This is a genomic window from Streptomyces sp. JNUCC 64 (assembly GCF_054484115.1).
The window spans coordinates 3,867,591-3,891,962 of the sequence record NZ_CM137015.1 but is presented as its reverse complement, the minus strand read 5'-3'; the positions used below and the strand labels follow the sequence as shown (position 1 = coordinate 3,891,962).

Annotated in this window: 22 protein-coding genes; 15 read left to right on the top strand and 7 right to left on the bottom strand. The window is 73.6% G+C overall.

Annotated elements, in window-relative coordinates; translation table 11 throughout:
- Positions 1-4 precede the first annotated feature (4 nt).
- Positions 5-790, bottom strand: coding sequence for a TetR family transcriptional regulator (locus tag ACVWNX_RS15920; protein ID WP_454414585.1), 786 nt, complete (start codon positions 788-790; stop codon positions 5-7).
- Positions 791-1,135: 345 nt separating this feature from the next.
- Here ACVWNX_RS15920 and ACVWNX_RS15915 point away from each other — a divergent pair, with 345 nt between their 5' ends.
- Both ACVWNX_RS15915 and ACVWNX_RS15910 read left to right on the top strand, forming a co-directional pair.
- Positions 1,136-2,338 carry a sensor histidine kinase gene (locus ACVWNX_RS15915; RefSeq protein ID WP_454414584.1) on the top strand — a complete coding sequence of 401 codons (1,203 nt, stop codon included), beginning with the start codon at positions 1,136-1,138 and terminating at the stop codon, positions 2,336-2,338.
- Positions 2,335-3,162, top strand: coding sequence for a response regulator (locus ACVWNX_RS15910; protein ID WP_454414583.1), 828 nt, complete (start codon positions 2,335-2,337; stop codon positions 3,160-3,162). The genes ACVWNX_RS15915 and ACVWNX_RS15910 overlap by 4 nt, the downstream gene beginning before the upstream one ends.
- Here the strand turns inward: ACVWNX_RS15910 and ACVWNX_RS15905 are convergent.
- Genes ACVWNX_RS15905 through ACVWNX_RS15895 form a run of 3 tightly spaced genes read right to left on the bottom strand, consistent with a single transcriptional unit; the run spans position 3,077 to position 5,728 of the window.
- The gene (locus ACVWNX_RS15905; RefSeq protein WP_454414582.1) at positions 3,077-4,231 is read right to left on the bottom strand and encodes a beta-ketoacyl synthase N-terminal-like domain-containing protein; all 1,155 of its coding nucleotides are present in this window, start codon (positions 4,229-4,231) and stop codon (positions 3,077-3,079) included. The genes ACVWNX_RS15910 and ACVWNX_RS15905 overlap by 86 nt on opposite strands.
- Positions 4,228-5,457, bottom strand: a complete 1,230-nt coding sequence (locus tag ACVWNX_RS15900; protein WP_454414581.1) for a beta-ketoacyl-[acyl-carrier-protein] synthase family protein — start codon at positions 5,455-5,457, stop codon at positions 4,228-4,230. The genes ACVWNX_RS15905 and ACVWNX_RS15900 overlap by 4 nt, the downstream gene beginning before the upstream one ends.
- Positions 5,450-5,728 carry an acyl carrier protein gene (locus ACVWNX_RS15895; protein ID WP_454414580.1) on the bottom strand — a complete coding sequence of 93 codons (279 nt, stop codon included), beginning with the start codon at positions 5,726-5,728 and terminating at the stop codon, positions 5,450-5,452. The genes ACVWNX_RS15900 and ACVWNX_RS15895 overlap by 8 nt, the downstream gene beginning before the upstream one ends.
- Before the next feature lie 505 nt (positions 5,729-6,233).
- On the opposite strand from ACVWNX_RS15895, the gene ACVWNX_RS15890 reads away from it, so the two are divergent.
- Complete coding sequence (locus ACVWNX_RS15890) at positions 6,234-7,274, top strand: ketoacyl-ACP synthase III family protein (RefSeq protein WP_454414579.1); 1,041 nt, start codon at positions 6,234-6,236, stop codon at positions 7,272-7,274.
- A 527-nt stretch (positions 7,275-7,801) separates the two neighbouring features.
- On the opposite strand, the gene ACVWNX_RS15885 is transcribed toward ACVWNX_RS15890, so the two are convergent.
- On the bottom strand, positions 7,802-8,020 hold the full coding sequence (locus ACVWNX_RS15885; protein WP_454414578.1) for an acyl-CoA carboxylase epsilon subunit: 219 nt from the start codon (positions 8,018-8,020) through the stop codon (positions 7,802-7,804).
- Between the two features lie 761 nt (positions 8,021-8,781).
- The gene (locus ACVWNX_RS15880; RefSeq protein WP_454414577.1) at positions 8,782-10,383 is read right to left on the bottom strand and encodes an acyl-CoA carboxylase subunit beta; all 1,602 of its coding nucleotides are present in this window, start codon (positions 10,381-10,383) and stop codon (positions 8,782-8,784) included.
- A gap of 324 nt (positions 10,384-10,707) precedes the next feature.
- Here ACVWNX_RS15880 and ACVWNX_RS15875 point away from each other — a divergent pair, with 324 nt between their 5' ends.
- The 4 genes from ACVWNX_RS15875 to ACVWNX_RS15860 all read left to right on the top strand — a co-directional run bounded on the left by ACVWNX_RS15875 (position 10,708) and on the right by ACVWNX_RS15860 (position 13,893).
- Positions 10,708-11,769: an AfsA-related hotdog domain-containing protein gene (locus ACVWNX_RS15875; RefSeq protein ID WP_454414576.1), complete on the top strand. Its 1,062-nt coding sequence runs from the start codon at positions 10,708-10,710 to the stop codon at positions 11,767-11,769.
- Positions 11,766-12,503, top strand: a complete 738-nt coding sequence (locus tag ACVWNX_RS15870; RefSeq protein WP_454414575.1) for an HAD-IA family hydrolase — start codon at positions 11,766-11,768, stop codon at positions 12,501-12,503. Before ACVWNX_RS15875 ends, ACVWNX_RS15870 begins: the two co-directional genes overlap by 4 nt.
- 10 nt (positions 12,504-12,513) lie before the next feature.
- Positions 12,514-13,218 (top strand): 3-oxoacyl-ACP reductase FabG, encoded by a 705-nt coding sequence (gene fabG, locus ACVWNX_RS15865; protein ID WP_454414574.1) that lies wholly within the window; start codon positions 12,514-12,516, stop codon positions 13,216-13,218.
- A 225-nt stretch (positions 13,219-13,443) separates the two neighbouring features.
- Positions 13,444-13,893 carry an ester cyclase gene (locus ACVWNX_RS15860; RefSeq protein ID WP_454414573.1) on the top strand — a complete coding sequence of 150 codons (450 nt, stop codon included), beginning with the start codon at positions 13,444-13,446 and terminating at the stop codon, positions 13,891-13,893.
- Between the two features lie 329 nt (positions 13,894-14,222).
- Here the strand turns inward: ACVWNX_RS15860 and ACVWNX_RS15855 are convergent, their stop codons facing one another.
- Positions 14,223-14,810, bottom strand: a complete 588-nt coding sequence (locus tag ACVWNX_RS15855) for a TetR/AcrR family transcriptional regulator (RefSeq protein WP_454414572.1) — start codon at positions 14,808-14,810, stop codon at positions 14,223-14,225.
- Positions 14,811-15,052: 242 nt separating this feature from the next.
- Here ACVWNX_RS15855 and ACVWNX_RS15850 point away from each other — a divergent pair, with 242 nt between their 5' ends.
- The 8 genes from ACVWNX_RS15850 (at position 15,053) to ACVWNX_RS15815 (ending at position 24,365) form a co-directional block, all read left to right on the top strand.
- Positions 15,053-16,336, top strand: a complete 1,284-nt coding sequence (locus ACVWNX_RS15850) for an alpha/beta hydrolase (protein WP_454414571.1) — start codon at positions 15,053-15,055, stop codon at positions 16,334-16,336.
- Positions 16,337-16,678: 342 nt separating this feature from the next.
- Positions 16,679-18,283, top strand: a complete 1,605-nt coding sequence (locus ACVWNX_RS15845) for an MFS transporter (protein WP_454414570.1) — start codon at positions 16,679-16,681, stop codon at positions 18,281-18,283.
- A 151-nt stretch (positions 18,284-18,434) separates the two neighbouring features.
- Complete coding sequence (locus ACVWNX_RS15840; RefSeq protein WP_454414569.1) at positions 18,435-19,451, top strand: 4'-phosphopantetheinyl transferase superfamily protein; 1,017 nt, start codon at positions 18,435-18,437, stop codon at positions 19,449-19,451.
- Positions 19,452-19,475: 24 nt separating this feature from the next.
- Positions 19,476-20,306, top strand: a complete 831-nt coding sequence (locus ACVWNX_RS15835; RefSeq protein ID WP_454414568.1) for an AfsR/SARP family transcriptional regulator — start codon at positions 19,476-19,478, stop codon at positions 20,304-20,306.
- 47 nt (positions 20,307-20,353) lie between these two features.
- Positions 20,354-22,114, top strand: a complete 1,761-nt coding sequence (locus ACVWNX_RS15830) for an acetyl/propionyl/methylcrotonyl-CoA carboxylase subunit alpha (protein WP_454414567.1) — start codon at positions 20,354-20,356, stop codon at positions 22,112-22,114.
- Positions 22,115-22,357: 243 nt separating this feature from the next.
- On the top strand, positions 22,358-23,455 hold the full coding sequence (locus tag ACVWNX_RS15825; protein ID WP_454414566.1) for an SMP-30/gluconolactonase/LRE family protein: 1,098 nt from the start codon (positions 22,358-22,360) through the stop codon (positions 23,453-23,455).
- Positions 23,456-23,476: 21 nt separating this feature from the next.
- Positions 23,477-23,929, top strand: coding sequence for an FAS1-like dehydratase domain-containing protein (locus ACVWNX_RS15820; protein ID WP_454414565.1), 453 nt, complete (start codon positions 23,477-23,479; stop codon positions 23,927-23,929).
- A gap of 7 nt (positions 23,930-23,936) precedes the next feature.
- Positions 23,937-24,365: a MaoC family dehydratase gene (locus tag ACVWNX_RS15815; protein WP_454414564.1), complete on the top strand. Its 429-nt coding sequence runs from the start codon at positions 23,937-23,939 to the stop codon at positions 24,363-24,365.
- Positions 24,366-24,372: the final 7 nt, after the last annotated feature.

Genomic DNA, 24,372 nt, shown 5'->3' with positions numbered 1-24,372 from the left:
GGCCTCAAGGGCGCCGGGGCCCCGGCCTCGGGAAACGTTCCTGGTCGGACGGGTACGGGGTGCCGTACCCGTCCGGGCCGTGGGACGGGTACGGGGTTCCGGCGGGACCGGCCGACCCGGGGGCGAACAGCGGGCGCAGGGTCCGCCAGATCCGGGCGGAGGTCGCGGGCGACCACCAGGTGGCGTCGGTGCGGCCGAGGGACTCCAGTCCGCAGAGGACCGCCGTCGCCAGGTCGGCCAGGTCCTGTCCGTCCGGTCGGGCTCCGTTCGGACGGGCTCCGTCCGGTCCGGCCCCGGACGGCCGGTCCCCGGACCGGTGCGCGGAACCGTCCGCCCCGGCGCCGGACGGGGCGTCCGGGCCGGGCGTCAGCAGGGCCGCGACCCGGCGGCGCACGGCGTGCAGCATCTCCTGGCGCAGCTCCCGCGCGCGGTCCGTGGAGCCGCCGGGGTCCAGGCGGACGCCCGCCCGCACGGTGGGGCGGTCGCGCAGGGCCTCGCCCAGCAGGGTGGCGAAACGGGACAGGGCGGTGACGGCGGCGTCGTCGGGCGGACCGGACAGGGTGGTCGCGAACGCCTCGTCGATCAGGGTCACCACCTCCCGGCGGGCCTGGTCGTGGACGGCCGCGGCCACCGCCTCCTTGTGGGTGAAGTGGTGGTAGAGCGCGCCCCTGCTGACTCCCGCTCGTCGACAGATGCTGACCAGCCCGGCGGCCTCGGGGCCGCCGTCGGCGATCAGCTCGGCGGTGGCCCGGACGATGGCCCGACGGGTTCGTTCGGCACGTTCCTGCATCAGGCGGCACGTGTCCTTCCTCGTGTGGGGCGGTGGCGCGGGTGGTGCGACGCGCCCCTTATGAGAAACCCAGTCAAGCATCGCGACACGCCAACATACAAGCCTGTCTGTTTAAATCGTTTTCTCATCTACTCTGTGGGGTTGCGCTGTCGGGTTCCGTTCGGGGGTGTCCGCAGTGGCGCTGAGCAGGGGTGGCGGAGAAATCCGGCAGAAGTGGGGGGAGTTGGGGGGTGTGGAGGGTGTGGCGCGGCGGCTTGCGGTAGAGGGAACTCTGAGGGCACAATCAAACAAGTCTGTTTGTTAGCGCCAAGGTTGGCCGCCCGGTACTTGAGCGTGAGGAGTCTGATGGACAACTCGACTTCCCCGAGACCACCGACGGACGGAGGGTCCCCGGTGGTCACCGCCGGGTGCGCGTTCGCGGAGGCCCTGCAAGAGGGCCTGGTCCGGGCCGTGCGCCCGGACACCCTGCCCTGGCCGCCGGTCCGTTCGCCGGTCCGGTCACCGGTCCGGCGGGGCGCGCCCCCCGACGGGGCCCGTCCGCCGGACCCCGCGCGGAACGTGCTGCCCAGCGGGGAAAGCGAGGCGGTCCTGCGCCGGTTCGCCCTCGCCCTGCCCGCGGTGCTGCCGCCCGCCGACCGCGAACGGCCCGCCGTGACGGCCGGGTTGCTCTCCTTCGCCCGCCGGGTGCTGGCCCGCGCGGCCCGCGACGAGGGGGCTCCCGTCCGGTCCTTCCTGCCCGCCGTGGCCGACCTCGGCCCGCACCACCTGGTGGCGGCGGTCGGACTGCTCTACGAGAGCGTGCTGCTGGAGATCGCCACCGCCCCGCCGGGCGCCACCGGGCCGGGCGGCGCCCCGCTGCCCCGCGCCCTCGCGGCCGTGGGGGCGGTCGCCGATGCGCTGCGCCACGCCGGGGCCGCCTTCTGGCGCGGCGACGACGGCTGGAGCGAGTCCCGGCGGATAGCCGGACGGCTGCACGACGAACTCGGCAGCTCCCTGGCCGTGGCCCTCTACCGGGTGGAACTCGCCGCCGACCAGCCGGACGCCGCCGGGAACCACCTGGAGATCGCCCGCAGGGCGCTGCGCGCGGCGACCGCCGAGAACCGCAGCCTGCTCGCCGGACTGCACCGGGGCACCCGCACCCCGCCCCTGGGCGAGGCGCTCGACGCGTTCCTCGCCGACCTCCGGGTGGACCCCGACGTCACCGTGCGGATCACCGGTGACGAGACCCTGGCGCCGGAGCGCTGCCGCCGCGAACTGTTCCTCATCCTCCGGGAGATCCTGCGCAACTGCCTCGCCCACGCGCGGGCCGAACGCGTCGACGTGACCGTGCGCACCACCCGGCGCTGGGTGTACGCCCGGGTCGAGGACGACGGCGTGGGCTTCCTCGCCCGGCGGATCCGGGACGACGACCCGGACGACCCGGACGCCGGGCACGGCCTCCAGTGCGTACGGGAACGGGTCGAGGACCTCGGCGGCAGGCTGCGCGTCACCAGCGCCCCCGGGGAGGGCGCCCGCACGGAACTCCATCTGCCGCTGGTCCGGTCGTGACCGCCGGAGCCCCCGCCGAGGGCCGGGAGCGCCGCACGCGGTCCGCCCGTCTCGTCCTCGCCGACGACCACGTGCTGTTCCGGGAGACCCTCGCGGACCTGCTGAACGCGCAGCCGGGACTGACGGTCGTGGGGCAGGCGGGCGACGCCCGCGAGGCGGTGCTGCGCGCGCGGGAGGAACGGCCCGACCTGCTGCTGCTCGACGTCCAGATGCCGTACAGCCAGGGCGCGGGCACGGTGCGGGCGCTGCTCGGCGCGGCTCCGCGCACCCGGATCCTGTGTCTGTCGGCCTTCGCCTCGGCGCATCTCGTCGACGAGGCGCTGGCGGCGGGGGCCCGGGGCTTCGTCCACAAGGGCGTCGACCGCGAGGCGCTGCTGCTGGCGATCGGACGGGCCCTCACCCAGCCCCAGCACACCACGGTGCTGGTGCCCGCGACCACCGGGCAGGCCCCGGTGGCGGAGGAGCCGCTGTCCCGCCGGGAGTACCAGGTGCTGGTGTGCGCGGCCTCGGCGCTGAGCAACCGTCAGATCGCGGACCGGCTCGACATCACCGAGGGGACCGTGAAGCGCCATCTGAACAACGTGTTCCGGAAACTGGGCGCGGTGTCCCGGCTGGACGCGGTGACCAAGGCGGCCCAGGCGTCGCTCATCCCCCACCCCGCGGTGCCCTCCGCCGAGCCGGGACCGGTCGCCGGGGAGACGGTTCCCCCCGGCGACCGCCGGGTCCCCGCGCCGTCGCTCACCGAGCGGACGGCGCGGCTTTCGGGCGGACCGTCCGGCGCACCACCGCGGCGCCGACCGAACCGTCGTGTCCCACTGAGGTGACCAGCCCCGTGGCCCGTCCGGACGCGGCCTCCGGGGTGGCGTCCCAGTGCGCCAGCAGCGCCGCCAGCTGAAGGCCGGCGCTGACGCTGTGGGTCTCGCCCAGCACCTCCCGCACGCGCAGCACCTCGGGTGTCCGCCCGTCCAGCGCCCGGTGGAGGCCACGGGCCTCCACCGCGCTCCAGCCCGGGGCGCCGCCCGCCCCGGCCGACACCACCGAGACGTCCGCCGCCCCGGCGCCGCCCGCCCGCAGCGCGTCCCCGACACACCGCGCGAGCGCCGCGACGACCGCCGTCGGGCCGCCGTCCAGCGGGGCGAACGCCACCTCGCAGGCGGTCAGTTCGACCACGGGCGCGTCGCCCCGGGGCGCGTCGTCCGTCTCCAGGACGAAGACGGCGCCGCCCTCGCCGAGCGCCGCCCCCTCGCCGAGGCCGCCGCCACGGTGCCAGGCCCAGGCGCTCTGCGCGCTCAGCTCCTCCACCCCGCCGGCCAGCAGCCGCTTCGCACGGCCGGTCGCCAGCAGGGTGCGGGCGTAGCGCAGCGCGGACAGGGTGGAGACCCGGCCGCCCGCCAGGGACGCGTTCGGACCGGTGAACGCGTGCCGCATCGCCACCTGGCTGGCGCCGTGGTTCAGCAGCAGCCCGGGGAAGAGCGACGGGCTCACCAGGTACGGGCGGTCCGCCTCGAAGCTCTCGCGGAAGAACTCCCCGAAGGCGCGGGCGCTCCCGGTGCTGGTGCCGAGCACCACCCCGGTGTCGGGGCAGCCGTCCTCGACGGGCCGGGGCAGGTCCGCGAGGGCCAGCTCCGCCGCCACCATGCCGAGGGTGCTGGTGCGGCTCAGCGCGTTCAGCCCCTTGCGGCCCAGATGCTCCCGGGGCTCGAAGTCCGGCACCGGCAGCAGCCGCAGACCCGGCGGCGCGGGCTGGTCGCCCAGCGCCGCCGCGCCCCCGTCACCGGGGGGCAGGGTGCCGGTGCGGACCGCCTCGTACAGGGCCTTCCCGCCGGAACCGGCGGCGCTGAGCACGCCGTGGCCCGCGATCCGGACGGCGGTGGACTCGGTGACGACGCTCATGAGGCCCTCCCCAGCATCACGATGGCGTTGTTCCCGCCGAAGGCGAACCCGTGGTTCTGCACGACCTTCGGGGTGGCGGCCCGCGCCCGGCCGGGCACGCAGTCCAGATCGGGGCCCAGCGCGGGATCGACCGTACGGACCGTCGACGTGGGCGGCAGGAACCCGTCCCGCAGCGCCGCGCAGCAGGCCAGCGCGCCGAACCCGCTGGCGGCCCCCATGGTGTGGCCGAGCATCGACTTGATGGAGCTGATCGGCGGCACCCGCCCGCCGAACACCTCGCGCACCGCCGCCACCTCGGTCTTGTCGTTGGCGGTCGTCCCGGTGCCGTGGGCGCACACGTAGTCGACGTCGTCCGGGGCGATCCCGGCGTCGCGGTGGGCCCGCCGGATGCACTCCGCGATGCCGTCCCGGTCCGGCTGGGTGGGATGCTTGGCGTCGCAGGTCAGGCCGTAGCCGAGGACCTCGGCGTAGATGCGGGCGCCCCGGGCCACCGCGTCGTCCCAGGACTCCAGGACGAGGGCCGCGCCGCCCTCCGCGGTCATGATGCCGCCCCGGTCCTCGTCGAACGGGCGGCACAGGTCCGGGGCGATGGCGCCCAGCCGGTGGAACCCGGCGTGGGTGGCCCGGTTCACCGAGTCGGCGCCGCCGACGACCATCACGTCGGCCGCGCCGCCACGGATCAGGTCGAAGCCGTACCCGATGGCGTAGTTGCTCGCCGAGCAGGCGGTGCCGAAGGTCTGGGCCTCGCCGCGCAGCCCGAGCTCGCTGTTGACGGCCGAGGCGACGCGGTCCGCCGGGGCACGGGAGACGAGATCGCCGTCGATCCCCTCGATGCCGTGCTCCAGCCACTGCTCGGAGAGTTCCTGGAAGGCCCGGGACTCGCCGTTGGTGGTGCCCATGGCGCTGCCCGCGCGGGCGTCCGACAGGTCGTCGCCGTCCCAGCCCGCGTCACCCACCGCGAGCCGGGCCGCCGCGGCGGCGAACTGGCCGCTGCGGCCCCACCGGGCCGGGTCCAGCCGCTCCAGGTGCTCCTCGGGGCGGAAGTCGTGGACCTCACCGGCCTGGGCGTGCTGGAAACCGGAGCTGTCGAACGAACTGATCGGCGAGATGCCGCTGCGGCCCTCCCGGACGGCCTCGGTGAACGCCCCGGCGCCGATGCCGAGGCTGCTCACCGCGCCGAGCCCGGTGACCGCGACGCGTCGCGACCGGCGTCCGGACTCAGACATGGGCGGGCGCGGTGGCGTGCTGGGCGATGAGCGAGTAGGCGGTGCCCAGGTCGTCCAGGTCCACCAGGTCGTCCTGGGGGATCTCGATGCCCAGGTTCTTCTCGAAGCGCGAGTACATCTCGATGATCAGCAGCGAGTCCGCCTCGAAGTCCTCGCTGAAGCTGTGGTGGTCGCCGACCTCGTCGGTGTCGACCTCCAGCACGTCCGCCACGATCTCCCGGACCCGGGCGCGCAGTTCGGGGGAGAGTTCCTTGTTCGCGTTGACCGACATGGTCGTTTCCCTTCAGCGAGGGCAGCCCGTGGGCGCTGCCGTCCGTCGTACGGCTTCATGGATGGGATGTGGGACACCGGCGCCTCCGCCTTCCAGAGGCGGGTGGGGCCACGCGTACGGCGGGACACGCGGCGACCGCGTGCGGACGTACGGGTGGAAGGGCGCCGGGAACGCGGGCCGCCCGGAAGGCGGTTCCCGAAAGCGGTGCGCGGGCTTGAGTGACGCGGTACCGCGGCCTCTCAGTACCGCGGTACTGAGGGGCTGTGGTACTTCGGTGCTTTAAATGGTTGAACTGGTTGAGCCGCTCGCGATGCTTTCGGAGCACCTGTTCCGGTGCCGCTGGAAAACCATGCTGCCATAGCGCCGACGCCGTCGAAAAGGCTCGCCGATCGAATTCCGGACGTCTTTCATGCGGGTTTGACGCGCATTCGATTTCCGCTGGAAAGAATCCGGTGTATTGCGGGGCGGTATCCGTCCGCACGCCCGAAGCAGAGGGGGCCCTGTCATGAGAACCACCGCACCGGTGGGCATTGCCTCGGCGGCCGTGTGGCTGCCGGTGACGAGGGACAGCGCGACGAGTGCCGTGGCCGAGCGGCGGGTCGAGGAGAGCGTCGCCCGGGACCTGGGGGAGCCCCGGCTACCGGTCGCCGAGGACGTCTCGGCGCCCGAGATGGCCGTGCTCGCCGCCCGGGAGGCGCTGCGCGGCGGCGGGGTCGACCCGGCCGACGTGACCGTGCTGATGCACGCCTGGATGCACTACCAGGGCCACGACCTGTGGTCCCCGGCCCACTACATCGCCCACCAGCTCGGCGCCGAACGCACCGTCCCGGTGGGCATCCAGCAGATCTGCAACGGCGGCGCCGCCGCCCTGGAGCTGGCCGTCGCCCGGCTCTCCCTCGCCAAGGGCTCCCGGCACGCCCTGGTCACCACCGCCGACCGGTTCACCGACCCCAACTTCGACCGCTGGCGCAGCGACTACGGCGCCGCCTACGGGGACGCGGCCACCGCGGTCCTGCTCCGCCAGCCCGCCCGCGCGGGCGACCCGCTGCTGCTGCGCGCCCTGCACACCGCCGCCGCACCGCACCTGGAGGCGATGCACCGGGGCGCCGACCCCTTCGCGCGGGTGCCCCGGGAGAACTCGCCGGTCGTCGACATGCGCCGGACCAAACGGGCCTATCTGCGGCAACACGGGGTCGCGCCCTTCAAGAAGGTCAACCGGGAGATGATCGACTGCGTGGTCCACGGGGCGCTGTGGGACGCCGGGATCGCTCCCGACGACCCCCGCATCCGGTTCGTGCTGCTGCCCCGGCTCGGACGCAAGACGCTCGACAACGCGTGGATCCCCACCCTGCGGGAACTCGTTCCCGCGCCCTCGGTCGACTGGGGCTGGGACACCGGGCACCTGGGGACGGGGGACATGCTCGCGGGGCTCCACGAGGTGGTGCGGCGAGGCGCGCTCGCACCTGGGGAGGTGGGGCTGCTGCTCAACGCGGGGGCGGGGTTCACCTGGTCCTGCGCGGTGGTCGAGTCACCGGCGGACGGCTGACCACCGGCCTCCGCCCACCACGGCCGTACGGTGCGGACCGCCCGTACGGTGCGGATGGCCCGTACGGTGCGGATGGCCCGTACGGTGCGGATGGCCCGTACGGTGCGGATGGCCCGTACGGCGCGGATGGCCCGTACGGCGCGGGCGGCGCTTGGGCGGGCCCGTACCGCGTGGGTGGCCCGTACGGTGCGCGTGTGGACCCGGACGGCCCGGGTCGTACCGGCAACCCTCTGTTGTCGGTACGACCCGGGCCGTCGTGCGTGCGTGCGTCCGGGGGCTTCGGTCGTCGGTTCCGCGCGGGTGCGCTGTGGTTGCCCGCGCAGTTCCTCGCGCCCCTTTGGTGCGCTTGGGTTCGGGTGTGTTGTCCGGTGCGGGTGCGCTGTGGTTGTTCGCGCAGTTCCCCGCGCCCCTTTGGGGCGCTCCGGCAGTCGGTCCGGTGCGGGTGCGTTGTGGTTGCCCGCGCGCCTTTGGTGCGCTTCGGCTTGGGTGGCTCGTCCGGTTGCGGTAGTGCTGCGGGTGGGGCGGGGTCAGCCGGGGAGGACGCGCCAGGATCCGGCGGGCTGGTAGGGGCCGGTTCCCCGCCAGCCGGGGGTGGCGGGGGGTTCCTCGGTGGGGGGCGGGGTGGTGCCCCGGGACAGGACGACCACGGCGAGCGCGGCCAGTTCGTCGGGGGTGGGCGCGCCACGCACCACGCTCAGTTGGGGCGGGGCCCCGGGCGGGGGCGTGGGGTCGGGGGTCGGGCGCATGACGGCTCCTCGGGGTGGGTTCTCCCGTGAACGGGACGGGTGCGGGGCGGGGGCGGGGCGGGGGCGGGGCCCTCCGGTAGTCGGTCCGGTGCGGGTGCGCTGTGGTTGTTCGCGCAGTTCCCCGCGCCCCTTTGGTGCGCTTGGGTTCGGGTGCGTTGTCCGGTGCGGGTGCGTCGTGGTTGCCCGCGCAGTTCCCCGCGCCCCTTCGGTGGGCTTGGGTTCGGGTGCGTTGTCCGGTGCGGGTGCGTTGTGGTTGTTCGCGCAGTTCCCCGCGCCTCTGACGGGGCGCCTTGGTCGGGTGCGTTGACCCGTGCGGGTGCGTGGGGCCCGTTCGCGCGGTTCCCCGCGCGCCTGGCGGGGCCCGCACTCGCCCCCGTGCCTTGACGGGGCCGGTACCGGTTCCTTGCGGGAGGACCCCGTTCGGGAGTGCCCCGCAGGGGCGCGGGGAACTGCGCGAGCGACCACAGCGGACCCGCGCGGGACCGGCTTGGCGGGGCCCGTACCGGTTCCTTGCGGGAGGGCCCCGTTCGGCGGGTGCCGTTCGGGGGTGCCCCGCAGGGGCGCGGGGAACTGCGCGATCAGCCACGACGCACCCGCGCGGGACCAGCCCGCAAGGGCCCGTAGCGCGCTCCTTGCGGGAGGGCCCCGTTCGGCGGGTGCCGTTCGGGGGTGCCCCGTAGGGGGCGCGGGGAACTGCGCGATCAGCCACGGCGGACCCGCGTGGGACCGGTGGCCGGAGGGACCCGATGGGGCCCGAAGGGTCACATCGGGGGGTTGCCGTGTTTGCGGGGGACCTGCTGTTCCTGCTTGGAACGCAGCACCCGCAGCGCCTCCACCAGCACCGACCGCGTGGTGCGCGGGTCGATCACGTCGTCGACCAGACCCCGTTCCGCCGCGTAGTACGGGTGCATCAACGCCTCCCGGTACTCCTCCGTCAACGCGCTCCGGGTGCCCTCCGGATCGTCGGACGCGGCCACGGCCCGCCGGTGGATGACGTTGACCGCCCCCTCCGCCCCCATCACCGCGATCTCGTTGGTGGGCCAGGCGTACGAGAGGTCGCAGCCGATGGAACGGGAGTCCATGACGATGTACGCGCCGCCGTACGCCTTGCGCAGGATGACCTGGACCCGGGGCACCGTCGCGTTGCAGTACGCGTACAGCAGCTTCGCGCCGTGCCGGATGATCCCGCCGTGCTCCTGGGCGGTGCCGGGCAGGAACCCGGGCACGTCCACCAGCGTCACCAGGGGGATGTTGAACGCGTCGCAGGTCTGGATGAACCCGGCGCCCTTCTGCGAGGTCTCGATGTCCAGGACCCCGGCCAGGTGCCGCGGCTGGTTGGCCAGCAGCCCGACGGTCCGCCCGTCGATCCGCGCCAGCACGCACAGCAGGTTCGGCGCCCAGCGCTCGTGGACCTCCAGGAACTCCCCGTCGTCGACCAGCCGCGCGATCACCTCGCGCATGTCGTACGGCTGGTTGGGGTCGGCCGGAACCAGCCGCAGCAGCTCCTCGTCCGGCTCGTCGCCGTCCGGCGGCGCGGGCACGGCCGGGGGCAGCTCCCGGTTGTGGGAGGGCAGCAGGGACAGCAGGTAGCGGACGTCCTCCAGGCAGGACCGCTCGTCGTCGTAGACGAAGGCGGCGGCGCCCGACACGGAGGCGTGCAGATCGGCCCCGCCGAGCTGCTCCTGGCTCACCTTCTCGCCGGTGACGGCCTCCACCACGTCCGGTCCCGTGATGAACATCTGGGAGATCCCGCGCACCATGAACACGAAGTCGGTCAGCGCGGGGGAGTACGTCGCGCCGCCCGCGCACGGGCCCAGCATCACGCTGATCTGCGGGATCACCCCGGAGGCCCGGACGTTGCGACGGAAGATGCCGCCGTAGCCGGCGAGGGCGGACACCCCCTCCTGGATGCGGGCGCCCGCCCCGTCGTTGAGGCTCACCAGCGGGGCGCCCGCCGCCTCCGCCAGGTCCATGATCTTGTGGATCTTCTCGGCGTGGGACTCGCCCAGCGAGCCGCCGAAGATCCGGAAGTCGTGCGCGTAGGCGAAGACGGTCCGGCCGTCTACCCGGCCCCAGCCGGTCACCACCCCGTCGGTGTGGGGGCGCCGGCGCTCCAGCCCGAACCCGCTGGCCCGGTGCCGCCGCAACGCCTCGACCTCGGTGAACGTGCCCTCGTCGAAGAGCAGCTCCAGGCGTTCGCGCACGGTCAGCTTCCCGCGCGCGTGCTGGGCCCGGGTGGCGTCCGCTCCGGGCCCGCCGCGCACGGTCCGCCGCAGCCGCAGCAGCTCCTCGGCGCGGTCCCCGGCGTCCGGGGGCGACGGCGGCGCCGGGGCGGTGACGGGGCGGTCGTCCAGAGCAGTCATCGAAACGCACTCCCTTGGGGTGAACGGCGGAAGGACGGGTGGGGCGACGGTCGGGGAGACGGAAGGAAGGGCCTTCCGGGTACCGGTGTCCTTCCAGAATCCGGTGCCGCCGTGAAAGTTGACTAAAAGCCTTTCCGGGAGCGCCGTCGCGCGTTCTTCGGGGAAATGCCTTGACGCGGATTCCATGGCGCTTCTATGCGGGCTCGAAATCATGGCGGCACAGGCCCGCTCACCGCTCCTCGCTCCACGGGGAATCGTCAGAAACCCCTAGCGCCATTTCGAGGAAACCCGCCGCAGGCGGCACCGGACAAGGAGTCCCCGCGTATGACAGCGCCGACTGAGACAGTGCCGACCGAAACGGCCCCGCCGCATCCGCCACCCGCCCTCGCCTTCGCCCGCACCATCGACCGGGGGCTCGTCCACCGGGCGGCCGTCTCCGAGGTCCTGGTCACGGATCTGGTGCGGACCGGGCCCGAGGAGTTCCTCGCCGGGGCCCAGCTCCCCCTCGGCCACGCCTACTTCAGCGACCACGCGCGCACCCCGGTGACCTACGACTTCCTGCTGCTGCTGGAGGCCGCGCGCCAGGCCGGTACCGCGGCCTCGCACCACCAGCTGGGGATCGTCCGGGACACCGTGTTCCTCGTCAACAACTGGTCCGTCCGGATCGAGGACCTCCCGGCGCTCGCCCCCGGCGAGCGGCCCGCCGAACTCGCCCTGGCGGGCGTCGTCACCCCGGTCCACGCGGCCGGTGGACGGCTGAAGGCGGTGGGCTCCTCGGTCGAACTCGCCCTCGGCGGGCGGGTGGTGGCCCGGACGCGGATCGACGTGGGCGTGGCGGCCGGTGCCGACTACGCCAAACTGCGCTACTTCCAGCGCCGGTCCGCCCCGCCGCTCACCTCCGAACTGACGGGCTCCGGGCGCGGCGTCCCGGCGGACCCGGCCTCGGTGGGCCGACGCGACCCGGCCAACGTGGTGGTGGGCGAGCCGGACCGGCTGGCCGACGGATCGGTCCGCGCGCGGGTGGAGCCGCTCTTCGGTAACCGGAGCCTGTTCGACCACACCTACGACCACATCCCCGCCATGGTGCTGACCGAGGCGGCCCGTCAGCTCGCCCATCTCGCGGGCGTGCCCACCGACCGCGCCGTGGTCGGCTGTGACGCGGTCTTCACCCGGTTCACCGAACTGGACCTGCCGCTGGTGGCCACCGCCCGGCGCGTCGCGGGCCCGACCGGCGGCGGTGACGGCACCGGCGACGGCTCCGGGAACGGCTCCGGGGGTGCCTTCGGGGACGCCTTCGAGGTCGTCTTCGAGCAGGACGGCGTGGAAGCCGGACGGATCGCGCTGGACTTCGCCCCGGCGCCCGGCCCGCTCGGCGGGACGGCGTGAGCGCCCCGGCGCGGCGGCCACCCGTCCGCGCGGTGTGGTCGGACTTCGGCGGGGTGCTGACCCCGCCGATCCCCCAGGACCTGGCGACCTTCTGCGCCCGCACCGGCATCCCGGCCGACGCCTTCCGCACCGCCATGGCGGCGGTCGCCGAGCCGTTCGGCGGCGATCTGATGGCCCCGCTCGACACCCCGCTGCTCAGCGAGGACGAATGGGCGGGCCGGATGAACGCCCGGCTGCGCGAACTGGGCGTGGAGGCCGACCTCACCGGCTTCGGCGAGCGCTGGTTCGAGGGCCGGGAGACCAACCACACCTGGCTGGCGCATCTGCGGAAGCTGCGCGCGGACGGCGTCTTCGTGGGGATGCTGTCGAACATGCCGCCCGCCTGGGACCGCCACTGGCGGCGCATGGTCCCGCCGGAGGGGCTCTTCGACGCGCTCGCCCTGTCCTTCGAGATCGGGGTCCGCAAGCCGCAGCGCGCCATGTTCGAGGCCGCCGCCGCTCTGGCGGGCGTCACGGCGGCGGAGTGCGTCCTGGTCGACGACATCGAGGCCAACTGCGTCGCGGCCGAGGCCGCGGGGTGGCGGGCCGTCCACTTCACCGACACCGACGGGGCGGTGGCCGACCTGGCCCGCTTCCTGCCCGCACCGGCCGGGACCGCGTCCCCGTCAGGGTCCCCGTCCGCCCCCGTGACCGTGTCCGCCCCTGTGACCGCGTCCGTGTCCCCGTCCGATTGAAGGAGAACTCATGTCACGCACTGTCCTGGTCACCGGTGGCAACCGGGGGATCGGCCTGACCATCGCGCGTGCCTTCGCCGACAACGGGGACAAGGTCGCCGTCACCCACCGCGGTGGTGAGGCCCCCGACGGACTGTTCGGCGTGCGCTGCGACGTCCGGGACCCCGAGGGCGCCCGGCGGGCGGTGGCGGAGGTCGAGGCCCAGTTCGGTCCGGTCGGCGTCCTCATCGCCAACGCCGGGATCACCCGGGACGGACTCGCGCCCACCCTCAAGGAGGAGGACTTCGAGGACGTCATCCAGACGAACCTCATCGGCTCCTTCCGGATGGCCCGGCTGGTGTCCCGGTCCATGATCAGCGCCAAGTGGGGACGCATCGTCTTCATCTCGTCGATCATGGGGTTCCTGGGGTCCCCCGGTCAGTCCAACTACGCCGCGTCCAAGTCCGGGATGCTCGGTCTGACCCGCTCGCTGGCCTGGGAACTGGGCTCGCGGAACGTCACCGTCAACATGGTCACCCCGGGGCTGATCGAGACCGAGATGATCGAGGCGGTCAGCGACAAGCGGCGCGCCCAGCTGCTCGCCCAGACCCCGTTGCGCCGGACCGGCACCCCCCAGGAGGTCGCCGAGGTCGTCCGGTTCCTCGCGGGCGACGGCGCCGCCTACGTCACCGGGGCGGCGGTCCCGGTCGGCGGCGGCATCGGCATGGGCCAGTAGCCCCGCGGCCCCGCCCACCACGGCGCCGCACGTGCCCCGGCGCCGTGCCCCCTCACCCCGTCCCCACCCCTCACCCCGTCCCCACCCCTCACCCCGTCCCCACCCCTCACCCTCACCCACCCTCACCCCGCTCCACCCGTCCCCTTTCATCCGTCACGCACGACGACCGGCCGCGGGACCCCTCGCGGCCGGGAAACGACCCACCCACACGGAAGGAACACCGTCATGACCGACGACGAAGTCCTGCAGGTCGCCCTGGACATGGGCCGCATCTTCAACGAAGGCAACCTCGACCTCGCCTACAAGCTGGTCTCCGAGGACTTCGTCGACTACGAGGCCCCCGAGGGCGCGCCGACCGGGCCGGAGGCGTACGCCAACACCGCCCGCTGGATGCGCACTGTGTGGGCGGACGCCAAGTGGGAGGTCGTCGACGGCTTCGCCAAGGGCGACAAGGCCGTGCTGCGGCTGATCTTCACCGGCCGCCACGTCGAGGACTTCATGGGCGTGCCCGCCACCGGCAAGGAGGTGCGGGTCCAGCACCTGCACGTGTACCGGATCGCCGACGGCAAGGCCGTGGAGCACTGGGCCGTCCGTGACGACCTGGAACTCTTCCGCCAGCTCGGCGCCTGGGACAAGCCGCTGAAGGGCGCGCCGAAGCCGGTGCCCTCGGTCTGATCCCCCCGTCCCGCCCCCCTGGGCCCGGCTCCGTCCTCCCCCGGAGCCGGGCCCACGGCTGTCCGCGCCCCGCCCACGTTGTCCGCCCCCGGCTACGGCTGTCCGGGCGCCCCGGCCCGCGCGGGGGCGTCGGCGTCTCCGCCCACGGCCGTCCGCCCCGGTCCGTCCGGGGCGTCGTCGCCGTCGCTTCACGGGGAGCCCGAAACGCCTTGGAGGCGCATCCGCGTACACGGATGCGCCTCCAAGGCGTTTCGGGCTCCGGGCTCCGGGTCTGGGTGGGGCGTTCCGGGGTGTCAGGGCGCTCGGGGGCCCCGCACGCGGGGGACGGGTCAGGAGCGGTCCGGGCCCAGGCCCTTCAAGAGGGTGTCGACCACCGCCGCGGCGAGGGTGTCCGGGTCGGCGGACCCCTCCGCCTGGACCTGGATGGCCTGCTCGATCAGCGCGTGGTAGACCCGCCGCGCCCAGTCGAGGTCGGTGTCGGGCCGCAGCAGACCGGCCTGCCGCGCCCGGTCGAGCAGCACGTGCCCCTTGGCGAAGATCCGGTCGTGGGCGGCGACGGCCTCCGGCGCGCGCAGCTGCGGCTGGCCGACGGTGTAGCGCCAGCCGCTCTTCACCTGGATCACGTTGGCGGTGATCTGGTGCAGCGCCACCAGGGGCGGCGCGGTCTCCGGCCGGCCCACGTCGATGGCCTCCTCGACCTGCCGGAAGGCGTGCACCGCCATGGCGTCGATGAGGGCCTCGCGGGAGGTGAACCTGCGGTGCAGCGTGGTGCGGGCGACGCCCGCCGCGGCGGCGATGTGGGCCAGGCTCACGGTGGGGTCCTTGCCCAGCTCCCGTTCCGCCACTTCCAGGATCGTGCGCACGGTGCGCTCCGCGTCCGCGCGCAGGGGCCGTTCTCTCGTCGTCGATTCCGCCATGGGGTGACCGCCTCTCGGGTGTCCGGCCCGGTGGCCGGTTCGGGGTCCGGTTCGGGGTCCGGCTCTCGGGTCCCGGCTCTCGGGGTCCGCCGGGTGTCTGCTGGGGGCTCTACCCAGTTTAAGTGACACTAAAGTAGCAAGACAACGCCTAGATGCGTCACTAGTGTTGCAGTTCCAGTTTTCTCTGATACGTTGATGTTGCAGTTCGAGAGGGAACTGCAACTACGTAGGAGTGGATGGTCATGGCGCAGGCTCAGCAGGACTGGATCGAGGCGTACGAGTTCGTCCGGGGCGTCCAGGCGGCGGGTCCGGCGGAACTACAGCAGGTCGGCGTACTCAAGGTCGGGCCGGAGTCCGCCCGCCGCGTCCTGGTCCTGCTGGGCGGCCGGGAGGGGGGCGCGGGGGTCTTCCGGCACACCGCGCGGACCCTCGCCGCCGCCGCGGACGGCCTCCAGGTGTGGGCGGTCGACCGCCGGGAGCAGAACCTCGCGGACCTCTCCGGTTTCGCGAACGCCCCCGAGCAGGCCACCGAGTACTACCTGGGCGGCCACTACCAGGTGCAGGACCCGGCCGAGTCGGGCTACGCCGCCCAGTGGGGCCTGGAGGTCCTGCTGGAGGACGTGCGCCGGGTCGTCCTCGCCGCCTCGGACGGCGGACGCCGGGAGGTGGTCCTCGGCGGGGTCTCCGTCGGCGGCAGCGAGGCCCTGCTCTACGCGGCCTGGGACTTCGACGGCACCCCCGGCTACCGGGACCTCGCCGGACTGGCGGTCGTCGACGGCGGTGTGCTCAACGCCTACTCCGGCGCGGGGATGGAGTTCGAGCTCCCGCTGGAGGCCGCCAAGGGCTGGCTCGGCGCGATCGAGTCGGGCGCCGTCTTCGAGGACTTCACCAGCACCACCACCGGGCTGGGCGACCGCCCCGAGTCGGCCGCCCTCTGGTTCCAGCTCGCCGCCCAGCACGCCCTCGCCGACCCCGACGGCCCCGCCGTCCTCGGCGACCGGGTCCCCGAGATGTTCCGCACCGAGGGCAAGCTCACCAACCTCGGCCTCTTCGGACGGCTCGTGGACGCCGCCCACGCCCACCCCTCGTACTCCGTCCAGGCGGGCCACCCGAACGAGGACGGCACCTGGAACGACGCGGGCCCCACCCGGCTGCGCACCGTCGCCGAAGCCTTCGCGGGCCCCCGCCCCGGCGCCTGGACCTGGTACACGCTCAACCGCGTGATGCTCGACCTGGTCGCGGCCATCGACTTCCGCGAGACCGAACTGACCCGGCTGCTCGGACTGCGGGTGTCCCACCCGGACACCATCGACGTTCCGCTGTACGTCTTCCAGTCCGGGCTGACGCGCGGCACCACCGGCCAGGCGGCTGCCTCCGTCACCGCGGCCAGCCGCATCCCCGAGCTGTCCCTGCACGGCGACCCCGCGCTCACCCACCAGGACGTCGTCTACGCCCAGTGGGACGACAACCGGTTCCTGCGGACGCTCTCGCAGTTCCTCGACGGTCTGCCGCGCCGCGACAGCTGAGCGTCAGCGCCGCCCCGACCCGGGGCGGCGGGGGTGCCCCCCGTCCTCCCGCCGCCCCGCTCCTCCGCCCTCCCCCCACGCACACGCGCGTACGCGCGGGCGCGACCCGGACGGCCCGCTCGGCCGCCCCACCGGCCGCCCGTCCGGGACACCGCTCCCCGCGCGACCGCCCCGTCCCCGGCTCACCCGCTCATCCCGCTCACCACGCCGCGGACTGCCTCCCACCCCGCTCGCCCCGTCGCGGACGGCGGCTCCCCCCACCCGGCGCCCGTCCAGGCGCCCGCCCCGTCCCCGTCCCGTTCCGCTCACGCCGACCACCCTGACTGACCAAGGAGAGCTTCGATGGCTGCCGCCACCCCGGAGGCGCCGCCCCGCGCGGGCCTCACCATCTTCGCCCTGTGCCTCGCCGTCTTCATCGTCCCCTACGGGCTCAGCAGCGCGCCGGTCGCGCTGCCCGCGATGGGCGAGGACCTCGACGCCGGTGTCGTCCCGCTCCAGTGGGTCGTCAACGCCTACAACGTCACCGCCGCCAGCTTCATGATGGCCGCCGGGTCGATCGCCGACCGCATCGGCCGCAAGCGGGTCTTCTCCTTCGGTGTCGTGCTGTACGCCGTCTCCGCCCTGATCGGCGCGCTCGCCACCGACATCGTGGTCGTCGACGTCGCCCGGGGTGTCGCCGGTGTGGCCGCCGCGGCGATGATGACCGCCGGGGTCTCGGTCATGGCCAACATGTTCCAGGGCGCCGCCCGCACCAAGGCGTTCGCCTACGTCGGCGTCACCATCGGAGCCGGGCTCGCCATCGGCCCGACCAGCTCCGGACTGCTCGTCTCCTCCTTCGGCTGGCAGTCCATCTTCTGGGTCCAGTTCGTCATCGCGGCGGTGTCCCTGCTCGGCCTGCGCCTCGTGACGGAGTCCAAGGACCCCGACGCCAGCGCGGTCGACTGGCCCGGCACCGTCACCTTCACGCTCGCCCTGTTCTTCTTCACGCTCGGTGTCATCGAGGGTCCGGCCTGGGGCTGGGACAGCCTCGGCGTCATCGGACTGTTCGTCGCCTGCGCCGCCCTGCTGGTCGCCTTCGTCATCGTCGAACGCCGCCAGAAGCGCCCGATGTTCGACCTCAGCCTGTTCGCCGAGCCGCGCTTCATGGCGGTCAACCTGCTGGCCACCGCCGTCTCCTTCGGCTTCGTCGGCCTGATGGTGCTGCTGCCCTCCTACCTGGTGGGCGCCAACGGCCTCACCGACAGCGGCGCCGGTCTCACCATGCTGCTGCTCACCGCCCCGGTGCTGACCTTCCCGATGATCGCCGGCCGCATGGTGCAGTCCGGCATCCCGATGCGTCCGATCCTCAGCGGCGGTCTCGTCCTGGTCGCCGCCGGTCTGGCCTGGCTCACCGTCGTCAACCCCGGCATCGGCACCCTCGAACTCGCCGGACCGCTGATCCTGGTCGGCATCGGCATCGGCCTCATCTACGGTCTGATGGACGGCGCCGCCGTGAGCACCGTCCCGCCCACCAAGGTCGGCATGGCCAGCGGCATGTTCAACACGATCCGCCTGGCCACCGAGGCCGTCGCGGTGGCCGGCATGGTCGCCGCCCTGGTCTCCCTCGTCCAGAACCGCATCGCCCCGGACCTCGGCGACTACACCGAGGGCACCGACCTCGACGCCCGGGGCGTCACCGACAGCGTCACCAGCGGCAACCTCGACCATGTGACGGACGAGGTGCCCGCCGCGACCCGTGACTCCTTCACCGACTTCCTCGGCCAGGGCTACACCTTCGGCTTCCAGGCGGTCCTGTGGGCAACCGTCGCGATCTGCCTGGTCAGCGCGGTCGTCATGCACATCATCCTCAAGGACCGCCCGCAGCCCCTCCCGGAGACCAGCCCCGAGGAGCTGGCCGGGAAGGACGACGCGGACGCCCCGCGCCCCCGCGTGGACGCGACGCTCTGAGCCACCACCGGGCCGACGGGTCTCCCGGACACCGAACGGGAGGCCCGTCGAACACCCCAGGGCCGCAGAGCCCGGACAGCGCACCCACGGCCCGGCGGGCGACCGATGAGACCGGTCGCCCGCCGGGCCGTCCCCCTCCCAGGAGGCAGCCATGCCCCGCACACTGCGGCGTCCCCTTCCGACCCCGACCCCCGCCCCGGCCCCGGCCCAGACCACGGCCCCGGCTCCGGTCCCGGCCCAGACCACGGCCCTGACCTCGACCACGGCCTCCGCCCGCCTCACCGCCCGCCTCACCGCCCGGCCCGGCGCCCGGCCCACCGCTCCCGCCCCCAGCGCCGTCATCGGCACCCTCCTGGACAGCCCCTTCCCGGCCACCGCGCTCGCCCTGAGCCGCCCGCCGACCGACCCCCTCGCCCCTCTCGACCCCGTTTCCACGGGGTCCCCGACCCCCCTGGCGCCCCCGGCCTCCGCACCGCTCCACCCGGAGGAGCAGCGACTGCTGGGAACCCTCCCGCCCGCCCGGCACCCCGACTTCACCGCGGGCCGGATCGCCGCGGCCCGTGCCCTGCGCGCGCTCGGCGTCGAGGGACCCGTGCTGCGCGACGGACGCCGCCCCGTCTTCCCCGCCGGGTCCCACGGCTCCATCAGCCACTGCGTGGGCCACATCGGGGCCTGCCTCGCCAGCGTCCACCCCCGGGTGGTCGCCCTCGGTACCGACCTGGAACGCACCGACCGGCTCAGCTGGGACGCCGCCCGGCTGGTCTGCACCCCGAGGGAACGGGACTGGGCGGCGCGGGCCCGTCGCCCCGAGAGCCGCCTGGCCGTGGTGTTCTCGGCCAAGGAAGCGATCTACAAGGCCCTGTCGGCGCTGGGCGCCCCCGCACCCGTCTTCCACGACATCGAACTGTCCGTGGTCCGGGGCCGTCTCGTGGCCCGACCCGCCAGGGGACTGCTGCCCGCCCGCCGAAGACTTCTCGGCTGGGTCCGGCTGCTCCCCGGCAACCACGTCATGACCTCGGTGGCGGTGCTCGTCGGCGGGGGCGGACCGGAGTCGGTCGTCCCGTTCTCGGTCGCACATTCGATGTGGTCCGAATCAACCTTCGATTCAGTTCCCTGTCGTCCCCCCGGGCCTCCGTGCGAGGCTGGCGTTCCGCTGGTGCCGAAATAATTCGGCCAATCCACGGGGGGATTGATGCTCCAGTTCAGAGTTCTCGGCCCGTTGGAAATCCGACTGGGCGAGGAGAGGATGTCGGTCCCCCGGGGGCCGAAAGTACGCCAGCTCCTCTCGCTCATGATCCTTCAACCCGGCGCGGTCGTCCCGCACGGACTACTGGTCGACGAACTATGGGGAAAGAACCCGCCGAAGACGGCGTTGTCCACGGTGCGCACCCACGTCTACCACCTCAGGAAGATGCTCGACGAGGCGATGGGCGGCGACGCCCCGGCCAATCTGATCGACACCTGGTCCGCCGCCTACATGCTCCGCGCGTGTCCCGAACAGGTCGACGCGGAACTCTTCCTCCAACTGGCCCGGAAGGGGGACTCGCTGCTGCGCGGCGGGCACGTCGACGAGGCGTCCCGGGTGCTCTCCCAGGCGCTTGACCTCTGGGGCGGAGGGGTCCTCGCCGACGTCGGCTGCGGTCCCGTCCTCACCCAGCACGTCCAGCACCTCCAGGAGATGTACATGCGGGTGCTCCAGCAGCGGATCGAGACGGACATGCGGCTCGGCAGGCACGGCGGGCTCGCGGCCGAACTGCGCAGCCTCGTCGCCCGCCACCCGCTCAACGAGTGGCTGCACGGCCAGCTCATCACCGCCCTCTACCGCAGCGGCCGTCGCGGAGAGGCGTTGAACGCCTATCAGGAACTCCGGGGAATTCTCCAGGAAGAACTCGGACTCGATCCGTCGGTTTCCCTGCAGAAGATGCAACAGGTGATTCTCTCCGGTCGCGACGAGGCCGTGCTGAACCATCCGTCGCACGGGCCGTGGGGAATGGGATTCGAGAGTCTCCCCGACGCCTGTTGAAAGAGCCGGGGCCGTGGGCCCGGCGCCATCACACCAGAGGAGTTCGCGTGCGGAAGGTGCTCATCGCCAATCGGGGCGAGATCGCGGTTCGAGTGGCCCGGGCGTGCCGGGACGCGGGGATCGGGAGTGTGGCGGTCTATGCGGAGCCGGACCGGGACGCGGTGCATGTGCGGGTCGCGGACGAGGCGTTCGCGCTGGGTGGGGACACCCCGGCGGCGAGTTACCTCGACATCGCGAAGGTGCTGAAGGCGGCTGGGGATTCCGGTGCCGACGCGGTGCATCCGGGGTACGGGTTCCTCTCCGAGAACGCGGAGTTCGCGCAGGCGGTGATCGACGCGGGGCTGACGTGGATCGGTCCGCCGCCGCAGGCGATCCGGGATCTGGGCGACAAGGTCGCGGCCCGGCACATCGCCCAGCGCGCGGGTGCCCCCCTGGTCGCGGGCACCCCCGACCCGGTGTCGGGTGCGGACGAGGTGGTGGAGTTCGCGCGGGAGAACGGTCTGCCGATCGCGATCAAGGCCGCGTTCGGTGGCGGTGGCCGCGGGCTGAAGGTGGCGCGGACGCTGGAGGAGGTGCCGGAGCTGTACGAGTCGGCGGTGCGGGAGGCGGTGGCGGCGTTCGGGCGCGGCGAGTGCTTCGTCGAGCGCTACCTGGACCGGCCCCGGCACGTGGAGACGCAGTGTCTGGCGGACCGGCACGGCAATGTCGTGGTCGTGTCGACGCGGGACTGCTCGCTGCAGCGCCGTCACCAGAAGCTGGTGGAGGAGGCCCCGGCCCCGTTCCTGTCCGACGCGCAGAACGCGCAGCTGTACTCGGCGTCGAAGGCCATCCTGAAGGAGGCCGGGTACGTCGGCGCGGGGACGGTGGAGTTCCTGGTGGGGGCGGACGGGACGATCTCGTTCCTGGAGGTCAACACCCGTCTGCAGGTGGAGCACCCGGTGACCGAGGAGGTCACGGGCATCGATCTGGTGCGGGAGATGTTCCGCATCGCGGACGGCGAGGAGCTCGGCTACGACGACCCGCTGGTGCGCGGTCACTCCTTCGAGTTCCGTATCAACGGCGAGGACCCGGGCCGCGGGTTCCTGCCCGCGCCGGGAACGGTGACGGTGTTCGCGCCGCCGACCGGTCCGGGCGTGCGGCTGGACGCCGGGGTGGAGTCGGGCAGCGTCATCGGCCCGGCCTGGGACTCGCTGCTGGCCAAGCTGGTCGTCACCGGCGCCACCCGTGAGCAGGCGCTCCAGCGCGCCGCCCGCGCGCTGGACGAGTTCCGGGTGGAGGGCATGGCGACCGCGATCCCGTTCCACCGGAAGGTCGTCACCGACGAGGCGTTCACCTCGTCGCCGTTCCAGGTCCACACCCGGTGGATCGAGACCGGCTTCGTCAACGACATCCCCCCGTTCTCGGCCACCCCGGCCGACACGGACGCGGACGTCGACGAGAGCGGGCGGGAGACGGTGGTCGTCGAGGTCGGCGGGAAGCGCCTGGAAGTCTCCCTGCCCGTCTCGCTCGGCATGTCCCTGGCCCGCACCGGCCTCGCCGCCGGTGCCAGGCCCAAGCGGCGCGCGGTGAAGAAGTCCGGCCCCGCCGCCTCCGGCGACACCCTCGCCTCCCCCATGCAGGGCACCATCGTCAAGGTCGCCGTCGAGGAGGGCCAGGAGGTCAGGGAAGGCGACCTGGTCGTCGTCCTGGAGGCCATGAAGATGGAACAGCCCCTCAACGCCCACCGCTCCGGCACCGTCAAGGGCCTCACCGCCGAAGTCGGCGCCGCCCTCACCTCCGGCGCCGTCATCTGCGAGATCAAGGACTGACCCGACGCCCAGGTCCCGTGCGCACCGCCGTCGCCGGTCCGGGCGATCCGCGCCGGGCGATCCGCTCCGGGGCGACAGCGCTGGGGCGACAGCGCCACCCGTTCCCGTCCGGCGACCGGCTCGTCCCGTCCCTCGCCCTTCCGTAGCCGTCGTCCGCTGGCCTCGGTGCCGTCCCGTCCGGCGGCCCCGTACGGCCCGGCTCCGTTCCGCTCCACCCCGTTCCCTCCGAAGGAGAGTCCCACCATGTCCCACCCTCCGAGCCGCAAGCGGGCGTCCGGCGCCACGGGAGTGCTCGCCCTGGCCGCCGCGCTGACCCTGTCGTTCGCCTCGGTGTGCCAGGCGGGCGAAGCCCCCTCGACGCCCGGCGCGGCTCCCGTCGCCGTGACGAGGGCCGCCGCCGCGTCCACGACCGCCCTGCCGCCCGTGATCAACGGCACCGGGCACGCCATCCACCCCGAGGGCTTCACCTGGGACCCGACCCGTGGGGCCTTCCTCATCGGCTCGCTCCGCTACGGCACCGTCTCCGTGGTGGGCGCCGACGGAGTGCCCCGGACCCTCGTCGACGAACCCAGCATGGTCGCCACCGGCGGCATCAGAGTCGACGCGGCCCGCAACCGCCTCCTGCTGACCTACGGGGACGTCTACGCGGGGCCCAACGCGCTGCTCAGCGTGGGGTCGACGCCCGAGACCCGGGGCCGGTACGTCGGGCTGGCCGTCTTCGACCTGACGACCGGTGAGCTGCTCAAGCGCGTCGACCTCGGGCAGGGGACGGGGCTCCAACTGGCCAACGACCTCGCCCTGGACCCGGCGGGCAACGCCTACGTCACCGACTCCTTCACCGGGAAGATCTTCAAGGTGACCCCGGAGGGGAAGGCGTCGACCTTCCTGTACCACCCGATGCTGGACGCCGGTTACGACGGCGGACTGCCCAACGTCGGCGTGAACGGCATCGTCTACCACCCGGACGGCTATCTGATCACCGTCCGCTACGACACCGGCCAGCTCTTCCGCATCCCGCTGAAGAAGCCCGGCGCCGTCCGCGAGGTCAAGGTGGACCGGCGGATACCCGGCGCCGACGGCATGGCCCTCGCCGCGGACGGCACGCTGTACGCGGCCACGAACACCATCCGCTCCACCGGAGTGGACGCCGTGTTCAAGATGCGCTCCACGAACGGCTGGAAGCGGGCCCGCGTCGTCAGCGAGCAGTCGTCCCCCGAGGCGTCCCCCACCACGGTGGCCCTCACCCCGTCCGGCGACTACGTGCTCAGCAGCAATGTCAACGTCCTCTTCCAGAGCGGCGGCACCCAGACCCGTGACGGCTTCGTCCTGCGACGCTACTGACCACCAGAGGAGGAACGGGACATGGCGCTCGACCAGTCCTTCGCGGGCCGGAGCTATCCGCCCACCCCGCCCTACGAGGTGGGCCGGGAGAAGATCCGCGAGTTCGCCCGCGCGGTGGGCGACCCGCACCCGGCCTACCGGGACCCCGGGGCCGCCCGGGCCCTCGGCCACCCCGATGTGATCGCCCCGCCGACCTTCGTCTTCGCCCTCACCTACGCGGCGGCGGGACAGGCCATCCGGGACCCCGGGCTCGGCCTCGACTTCGACCGGGTCGTCCACGGCGGCCAGCGGTTCGCGCACACCCGGCCGGTGCGCGCGGGGGACCGGCTCTCGGTCACCACCACCATCGAGTCGCTCGGCTCGCTGGGCGGCAACGACGTGGTGGAGATCCGGGGCGACGTCCACGACGAGGACGGCGACCACGTCACGACCGACTGGATCAGGCTGGTGGCCCGTGCCACCGGGGAGGAGTGAGGCACCCGTGTCGACGAAGACCGCGTACGGGGACGTCGAGGTCGGCACCGAGCTGCCGACGCGCGCGTATCCCGTCACCCGCGCCGACCTCGTCCGGTACGCCGGAGCCTCCGGCGACTTCAACCCGATCCACTGGAACGAGCGGTTCGCCAGGGAGGTCGGGCTCCCGGACGTCATCGCGCACGGCATGTTCACCATGGCCGAGGCGGTCCGGGTGGTCACCGACTGGGCGGGCGACCCGGGCGCGGTCGTCGGCTACGAGGTGCGCTTCACCCGGCCGGTGCCCGTGCCCGACGACGGCCGGGGCACCTCGATCGAGGTCGGCGGCAGGGTGGCGGCCCTGCTCGACGACCGCACCGTCAGGGTGGACCTGACGGTCACCCACGAGGGGGCGAAGGTCCTCGGCAGAGCGCGGGCGACCGTCCGGCTGGCCTAGGCCGCGC

What these genes read in the sequence shown, in the direction of transcription:
- ACVWNX_RS15920 (WP_454414585.1), bottom strand. Translation starts at nt 790, where the DNA reads ATGCAGGAACGTGCCGAACGAACCCGTCGGGCCATCGTCCGGGCCACC.
- ACVWNX_RS15915 (WP_454414584.1), top strand. Translation starts at nt 1,136, where the DNA reads ATGGACAACTCGACTTCCCCGAGACCACCGACGGACGGAGGGTCCCCG.
- ACVWNX_RS15905 (WP_454414582.1), bottom strand. Translation starts at nt 4,231, where the DNA reads ATGAGCGTCGTCACCGAGTCCACCGCCGTCCGGATCGCGGGCCACGGC.
- ACVWNX_RS15900 (WP_454414581.1), bottom strand. Translation starts at nt 5,457, where the DNA reads ATGTCTGAGTCCGGACGCCGGTCGCGACGCGTCGCGGTCACCGGGCTC.
- ACVWNX_RS15895 (WP_454414580.1), bottom strand. Translation starts at nt 5,728, where the DNA reads ATGTCGGTCAACGCGAACAAGGAACTCTCCCCCGAACTGCGCGCCCGG.
- ACVWNX_RS15890 (WP_454414579.1), top strand. Translation starts at nt 6,234, where the DNA reads ATGAGAACCACCGCACCGGTGGGCATTGCCTCGGCGGCCGTGTGGCTG.
- ACVWNX_RS15885 (WP_454414578.1), bottom strand. Translation starts at nt 8,020, where the DNA reads ATGCGCCCGACCCCCGACCCCACGCCCCCGCCCGGGGCCCCGCCCCAA.
- ACVWNX_RS15880 (WP_454414577.1), bottom strand. Translation starts at nt 10,383, where the DNA reads ATGACTGCTCTGGACGACCGCCCCGTCACCGCCCCGGCGCCGCCGTCG.
- ACVWNX_RS15875 (WP_454414576.1), top strand. Translation starts at nt 10,708, where the DNA reads ATGACAGCGCCGACTGAGACAGTGCCGACCGAAACGGCCCCGCCGCAT.
- fabG (WP_454414574.1), top strand. Translation starts at nt 12,514, where the DNA reads ATGTCACGCACTGTCCTGGTCACCGGTGGCAACCGGGGGATCGGCCTG.
- ACVWNX_RS15860 (WP_454414573.1), top strand. Translation starts at nt 13,444, where the DNA reads ATGACCGACGACGAAGTCCTGCAGGTCGCCCTGGACATGGGCCGCATC.
- ACVWNX_RS15855 (WP_454414572.1), bottom strand. Translation starts at nt 14,810, where the DNA reads ATGGCGGAATCGACGACGAGAGAACGGCCCCTGCGCGCGGACGCGGAG.
- ACVWNX_RS15850 (WP_454414571.1), top strand. Translation starts at nt 15,053, where the DNA reads ATGGCGCAGGCTCAGCAGGACTGGATCGAGGCGTACGAGTTCGTCCGG.
- ACVWNX_RS15845 (WP_454414570.1), top strand. Translation starts at nt 16,679, where the DNA reads ATGGCTGCCGCCACCCCGGAGGCGCCGCCCCGCGCGGGCCTCACCATC.
- ACVWNX_RS15840 (WP_454414569.1), top strand. Translation starts at nt 18,435, where the DNA reads ATGCCCCGCACACTGCGGCGTCCCCTTCCGACCCCGACCCCCGCCCCG.
- ACVWNX_RS15835 (WP_454414568.1), top strand. Translation starts at nt 19,476, where the DNA reads ATGCTCCAGTTCAGAGTTCTCGGCCCGTTGGAAATCCGACTGGGCGAG.
- ACVWNX_RS15825 (WP_454414566.1), top strand. Translation starts at nt 22,358, where the DNA reads ATGTCCCACCCTCCGAGCCGCAAGCGGGCGTCCGGCGCCACGGGAGTG.
- ACVWNX_RS15820 (WP_454414565.1), top strand. Translation starts at nt 23,477, where the DNA reads ATGGCGCTCGACCAGTCCTTCGCGGGCCGGAGCTATCCGCCCACCCCG.